7 protein-coding genes and 1 pseudogene are annotated in these 6,106 nt (G+C 62.8%); 5 read left to right on the top strand and 3 right to left on the bottom strand.

The window, feature by feature from the left end; all coding sequences use genetic code 11:
- From EOA23_RS35885 to EOA23_RS30200, 5 genes and pseudogenes are all read left to right on the top strand, one after another.
- Positions 1 to 2,886: pseudogene (locus tag EOA23_RS35885) on the top strand (hypothetical protein); the annotation flags it as partial.
- 135 nt (positions 2,887 to 3,021) lie between these two features.
- Entirely contained in the window at positions 3,022 to 3,522 is a 501-nt protein-coding gene (locus EOA23_RS30215; RefSeq protein ID WP_127306815.1) for a tail fiber protein, read from the top strand.
- Positions 3,523 to 3,534: 12 nt separating this feature from the next.
- Entirely contained in the window at positions 3,535 to 4,038 is a 504-nt protein-coding gene (locus tag EOA23_RS30210) for a tail fiber protein (protein WP_127306814.1), read from the top strand.
- A gap of 10 nt (positions 4,039 to 4,048) precedes the next feature.
- A complete protein-coding gene (locus EOA23_RS30205) occupies positions 4,049 to 4,570 on the top strand; it encodes a tail fiber protein (RefSeq protein ID WP_127306813.1) in 522 nt (173 codons plus the stop codon).
- A 7-nt stretch (positions 4,571 to 4,577) separates the two neighbouring features.
- The gene (locus EOA23_RS30200; RefSeq protein WP_127306812.1) at positions 4,578 to 5,090 is read left to right on the top strand and encodes a GNAT family N-acetyltransferase; all 513 of its coding nucleotides are present in this window, start codon (positions 4,578 to 4,580) and stop codon (positions 5,088 to 5,090) included.
- 12 nt (positions 5,091 to 5,102) lie between these two features.
- Here the strand turns inward: EOA23_RS30200 and EOA23_RS36675 are convergent, their stop codons facing one another.
- Genes EOA23_RS36675 through EOA23_RS30190 form a run of 3 tightly spaced genes read right to left on the bottom strand, consistent with a single transcriptional unit; the run spans position 5,103 to position 5,968 of the window.
- Positions 5,103 to 5,321 (bottom strand): 2OG-Fe(II) oxygenase, encoded by a 219-nt coding sequence (locus EOA23_RS36675; RefSeq protein WP_245474393.1) that lies wholly within the window; start codon positions 5,319 to 5,321, stop codon positions 5,103 to 5,105.
- Positions 5,318 to 5,680 carry a hypothetical protein gene (locus tag EOA23_RS36670; RefSeq protein ID WP_245474392.1) on the bottom strand — a complete coding sequence of 121 codons (363 nt, stop codon included), beginning with the start codon at positions 5,678 to 5,680 and terminating at the stop codon, positions 5,318 to 5,320. Before EOA23_RS36670 ends, EOA23_RS36675 begins: the two co-directional genes overlap by 4 nt.
- A 12-nt stretch (positions 5,681 to 5,692) precedes the next feature.
- Positions 5,693 to 5,968, bottom strand: a complete 276-nt coding sequence (locus tag EOA23_RS30190; protein ID WP_127306811.1) for a hypothetical protein — start codon at positions 5,966 to 5,968, stop codon at positions 5,693 to 5,695.
- Positions 5,969 to 6,106: the final 138 nt, after the last annotated feature.

Raw genomic sequence — 6,106 nt, 5'->3', positions numbered from 1 at the left:
GGCAAGGACCAGAACAATCTGGCGACGCTGGCCACGGCGGAAGCGGCGGCGGTTTCAACCGACATCATCGTGCTGGTCAACGACGGTGGCGTCATCACCGCGGCTGGCAGCAATGGCGACGACACGCTGGCGCTCGCGACCAATGAGCAGGTGCGCGGCTTCGGCAACGGCAACATCAACCTGGCGCTGACCGTGCCGTCGACCATCCAACTGGCCAGCAACAACATCTCGATCGTCGACCAGACGCCAAACGGCGCGGCGACGCTGACGAGCGCGGATGGCAGCAGCATCATCACGCTGGCCAGCAGCGGCAACATCATCGACGGTTTCATCATCGATGGTAACGACGGCGCTGGCGCCAATGCCGCAATCGGCATCAGCGGCTCCGGCACGGCGAACGCCACGATCAGCAACATGACGATCAGGAACTTCACCGCCGCCAACATCGACTTCGGCACCGGCGCTACCGGCACGACGACGCTGACCAATCTCTCCCTCGTCACCAACGCGAGCGGGACCGGCATCAAATTTGGCGCAGCCTCCGGAACGGTCACCGCCACCAACGTCGACACGACAGGCGCCAGCGGCCTGTCGGTCGTCGGCGGCAATGCGGCGTTCAGCTTCGACAGCGCGAGCTCAATCACTAATGTCGCCGGCACCGCTGTCAGCGTCACCAATCGCACCGGCGGCAGCTTCGGCTTTGCCGGCGCGGTTACGTCGAGCATTGGCGGCAGCGGCATCGCCATCTCCGGCGCGACGGGCGTAAACACGGTCAGCTTCACCGGCGCGGTCAACTACAACAACGCCGCCGGCACCGCTGTCTCGGTCAACAATGGCGGCACGGCCTCGACCGTCAGCTTCGCCAACCTCGCCATCACGACGGGCGGCGGCAACACGGCCTTCACCGCGACTAATGGCGGCACGGTCAATGTCACCACCGGCTCGATCAGCGCGAACGCCAGCCAGGCGGTCAACCTCAACGGCATCGCGGCCGGCATCAATTTCACCTCGACCACATCGGGCGGCGGCACCAACAACGTCGCGCTCACCAACGTCACCGGCACGGTGAACCTTGGCACCGGAGCGCTGACCGGCGCCTCGGGCGTCGCCTTCCTGGGCTCCGGCGGCACGGCAACCGTAACCTATGGCGGCTCGATCACCAAGACGAGCGACGGCCGCACGATCGATATCCAGAATCGCACCGGCGGCACGGTCACACTCAGCGGCGCGGTTTCCTCGACCGGCTTGAGCGACGGCATCTTCCTCAACGCCAACACCGGCTCGACCATCAACTTCACCGGCGCGCTGACCATCGACACCTCGAGCAGCAACTCCATCGGCTTCAACGCGATTGGTGGCGGCACCGTCAGTGCGACCGCCTCGGGCAGCACCATCAATTCGGGTCAGGCGACCGCGCTCAATGTCGTGAACACGACGATTGGCGCCTCCGGCCTGAAGTTCCAGAGCATCTCGTCGGGCGGCGGCACCGCCGCCGGCATCGTACTCGACGGGACCGGCTCCAGCGGCGGGCTGACCGTAACCGGCACCGGCTCGGCCGGCTCGGGCGGCACGATTTCCAGCAAGACCGGCGCCGATATCCTGACCGGCACAGACGCCGGCGGTCAGACCGTGAGCGGAAGTGCCGGCACCGGCATCTTCCTGAGGAATACCTCCGGAGCATCGTTCACCAACATGCAGCTGAACGACTTCTCGAACTTCGCCGTCTACGGCAACACCGTCACCAACTTCACGATGACCGGCATGACCATCAATGGCGTCAACGGCAACAACAATGCCGGCGACCGCGAAGAAAGCTCGATCCGCTTCGACAACCTGCTCGGCACCTCTTCGATCACCAACTCCAGCATATCGGGCGGCTACAACCAGAACGTCGACCTCTACAACACCAGCGGCACGCTGACCCGGCTGACCATGGACAACATCCAGTTCGGCCTGATCGATGCGACGGGAGGCAACGACAATGTTCGCGGACAGGTCTACAACACCGCGACCGCCAACTACACGCTGACCAACAGCACCTTCGCCGGCACGCGCGCCGACTTCATCGCGTTCCTTGCCAACAACAATTCCACCATGGATGCCGTGGTGCGCAGCAACACGTTCCACAACGGCCAGGCGATCATCCCCGGCGGTGGTTCGGCGATCGACATACGCAGCGGTTCCGGCACTCTCGCCCAGGCGGCGACGACGACCTTCGACATCTCGCACAACACGCTGGCCAACACCGGTGCCGACGCTGCCAACGCCTACGATACTGTCGGCATATTCGTTGCCAAGGGCAAGGATAGCGGCACGATGGCCGGCACGATCGCCAGCAACACAATCGGGCCAGCGAAGAGCGGCGCCAACGCGGACGGCATTTTTGTCCGCTCGGCCGGTGCTGGCACGACGACGGTTTTGATACAGAACAATTCGCTGTCGGGCTATGGCAACGCCGGTATCCACCTGCAGAACAACGACGGCAGTTCCACCATGAACGCCTCGATCTTCGGCAACGTGGAGTCGAACCCGAATTCGCAGAACATATACGGCCTCTTTGTAGACAACGGCGCTACGGCTTCTGACACCAGCACGATGAACCTAGTCGTTGGCGATGCCAGCAATCTGGGCAAGCAGAATACGTTCGTCTCGAGCGCAATTGGCATCGTCGATGTATCGCTCGCCAACACCGTAAACGCTCATTTCAACTTGGCGCGCGGCGGGTCGACGGCCGGCACTCCAAATACAACTGGAACACTTGCGCAAGTCACGCAGATTATTGGGGATGACAATACCGGCAGCCCGACGGTCGACAACACGGCAAGCGCTGGCGTGATCACGCTAACAGACACTTTGCCGCCCCTTCCTCCCGTAGTCGCTCCTTAATTCTCCGCTCAAACCTGACGCCGCTTACAAAATTTAGTAAAACTGAAGCCAAAAATTATCTCATCTGATTTACTATTGACGTTGCGCAATGTAACGCCGTTGGGCTAGTATGAAGTAGTGCTGAAGGAGGGCGCGATGGCGGAACCGTATCTTTCCGAAATCAGAATCATGTCTTTTGTATTCCCTCCGAAAGGCTGGGCGCTCTGCAACGGCCAATTGCTGCCGATCAACCAGAACCAGCCGCTGTTCTCGTTGCTGGGCACCACGTTTGGCGGCGACGGCCGGGTGAATTTCGCCCTGCCCGACTATCGCGGGCGCGTCCCCATCCATGTCAGCGGCGGTCATGTGCTGGGGGAACGGGGCGGCGAGCAGGCGCACACGCTTTCGATCTCGGAACTGCCGGTCCATAGCCATGCCGAGATGGCCACCACGGCCAATGCCGACGTGCCGGCTCCCGCCGGCAACCTGCTGGCAACGGTCGCCAACGTCTATACGCCGCCAGCCAACCCCACGACGACGATGGACCCCGGGACGCTGGCCTTGGTCGGCGGCAGCCAGGCGCATATCAACATGCAGCCGTTCCTGACACTGAGCTTCTGCATCGCCCTGCAGGGCATTTTCCCGTCGCCGACCTGAGGAAACGCAATCATGGCACAGCCCTATGTTGGCGAAGTCAGAATGTTTGCCGGCAATTTCAATCCAGCCGGCTGGATGTTCTGCGAAGGACAGCTCTTACCGATCTCGGAGTATGAAACGCTGTTTAACCTGATCGGCACCACTTATGGCGGCGACGGGGAGAGCACCTTCGCACTGCCAGACCTGAGGGGCCGGCTGCCATTGCATCAGGGAGACAGTTTCATCCTTGCCGAGACGGGCGGCGTGGAGGAAGTCACGCTGACGCCCCAGCAGATCCCCTCACACACGCACCCGTTCGTCGCCTCGTTGAACAACGCAGCGGCAAGTACGCCCACCGCCAATGTGACTGGGCAGGTCGGCGCCTCGCAAATCTACCGTGAAGCGCCGGCGACGACGCCGATGTCGCCGCAGACCGCCGGGCAGACCGGCGGCAGCCAGCCGCATACCAATTTCCAACCTTATCTTTGCATCAATTTCATCATCTCGCTGTTCGGTATCTTCCCGTCGCCGACTTGAAGAGGACGTCATGGCCGATCCGTTCGTCGCCGAAATCCGCATCTTTCCGTTCAACTTCGCGCCCAAGGGCTGGGCATGGTGCGACGGTCAACTGCTGCCAATATCGCAGAATACCGCGCTGTTCTCACTGCTCGGCACGACCTATGGCGGCAATGGTAAGTCCAACTTTGGCTTGCCCGATTTGCAGGGCCGCGCGCCGATGCATCCGGGGCAAGGACCGGGGCTGTCGCTGCACGATCTCGGCGAGCAGGGCGGATCGGAGACGGTGCAGTTGCTGATATCGGAGATGCCGCAGCACGGGCACACGCTAATGGGCAATATCAATCCCGCCAATCTGGCGGCTCCAAGTGCGACACGATCCTATGCGCGCACGTCTCCAGGGCAATCTTACTCGGCGACGGCCACGTTGACGCCGCTCAACGATCAGGCGGTGCGACCGGTCGGCGGCGACCAGCCGCATAACAACATGCAGCCCTATCTCACCTGCTATTTCTGTATCGCGCTTCAGGGCGTCTTCCCACCACGCCCCTGATCTGCCGATGAACCATTTTCGCGAGGCGGCCGGCTGGATGCGCGCGGCGGGCGCCGGGCTCACATTCCGTGGGTCAACGGAAGCCGATCTGCCGTTTCTGTTGCACCTCTATGCCTCGACCCGCCTCGAAGAGCTGGCCGTGACGTCCTGGACCGAGGCGCAGAAGGCCGCGTTCCTCGACATGCAGTTCCAGGCGCAGCACGCGCATTACCGGAAATACTACCCCCATGCCGACTGGCTGGTGGTCACGCATGCCGGCAGCGACATCGGACGACTCTATATCGAGCGCTGGCCAGGCGAGCACCGCATCATCGACATCGCCTTCCTGCCGGCGTTTCGCGGCAAGGGGTTCGGCTCGGCCTTGCTCAGCGACCTCATCGACGAAGCAGCGGCCATCGGCAAGGCGGTCTCGATCCACGTCGAGAAGCACAATCCGGCCATGCGGCTTTACCTGCGGCTGGGCTTCACCGTTGCCGAAGACAAGGGCGTTTACGACCTGATGCTGCGTCCGGCCGCGTGATGGCCGCAAGCATCACGCGCCGCGATACCAGGAGACGATGGTGAAGCGCTCGTTGCGTTTGACCGGCGTGACCTCGTGCGTCGTTTCCGAGCGAAACGCGACCAGCGACCCCGGCAATGCCGGCATCGCGACGCGCAGCTCCGGACCGCTGTAAGGTCCGTGCAGGACCAGCGAACCGCCGGAATAATCTTCCGGCGAAGGATCCTCGGACTGGCCGTTGAGAAAGATCACCGCCGAGACCTTCGGAAGCGCGATTCGTCGTGAATGAGCGGTGTGTTGCCGTCCTGGTGCGGCACGAAGAAATCGCCCTCTCGATAGTGGAGGAACTGCGGTTTCTCAAACGCGCCCAGCGCGACTGCGAAATGCCGCTCGAGGAGCGCCTTTTGCTCTGCCAGCAGACGCTCTATCAGCGCCTGCGCGGCGGTCGAAACCTCGGCGCGCCTGGTCCGGCGCACCTGCGACCATTGCGGCTTCTGGTCGGAATGGCCGAGCAAGCCGGCAGCCTGGCCGGTGGCTGCGCGAATTTCGGCGCACAACACGCGGCAGGTCGCGTTGTCCAGCGCTTCGGAGATTGCGACATAGTCGACCACGGCCGGCCGAGCTCAGTTGAAGACCGCCTCGTAGGTGTAGCTCGTCTGGTCGCCGGAGATCGGCACGATGAAGATGTCATGCGTGATCTCGCTGCCGACGAAGCGATAGGTCGCCTGCTGCAAAAGCATTTCGCGTGGCCCCTTGAACAGCGCCGAGAAGCCGCCGCCGGCGCGCGGACTGTTGGCGACGCGCTTTACCGAAGCGAGCTCCAGCGCCACCATCTGCCCGCCTGCCTCGACGAGGAATGTCTGCCCGACCGCCTGCTCGAATTGCGTAGCCGATGCCATTCCCGTCCCCCTTCATTCGGTGCCGGTTGCCGCCAATATCGGCGGGTCCGCGCCATGCTGTTCATAGCGTACCGGGAAGTCGTTGCGCCAGCCCCTGCACTGCCCTAAACCCGGTGCAGGCGGCGTATTTTATTGCCC

Origin of the sequence: Mesorhizobium sp. M2A.F.Ca.ET.042.01.1.1 (genome assembly GCF_003997405.1) — a bacterium.
GTDB lineage: Bacteria > Pseudomonadota > Alphaproteobacteria > Rhizobiales > Rhizobiaceae > Mesorhizobium.
Note: the sequence above shows the minus strand (reverse complement) of the source record. Positions and strands in the feature narration are given on the sequence as shown.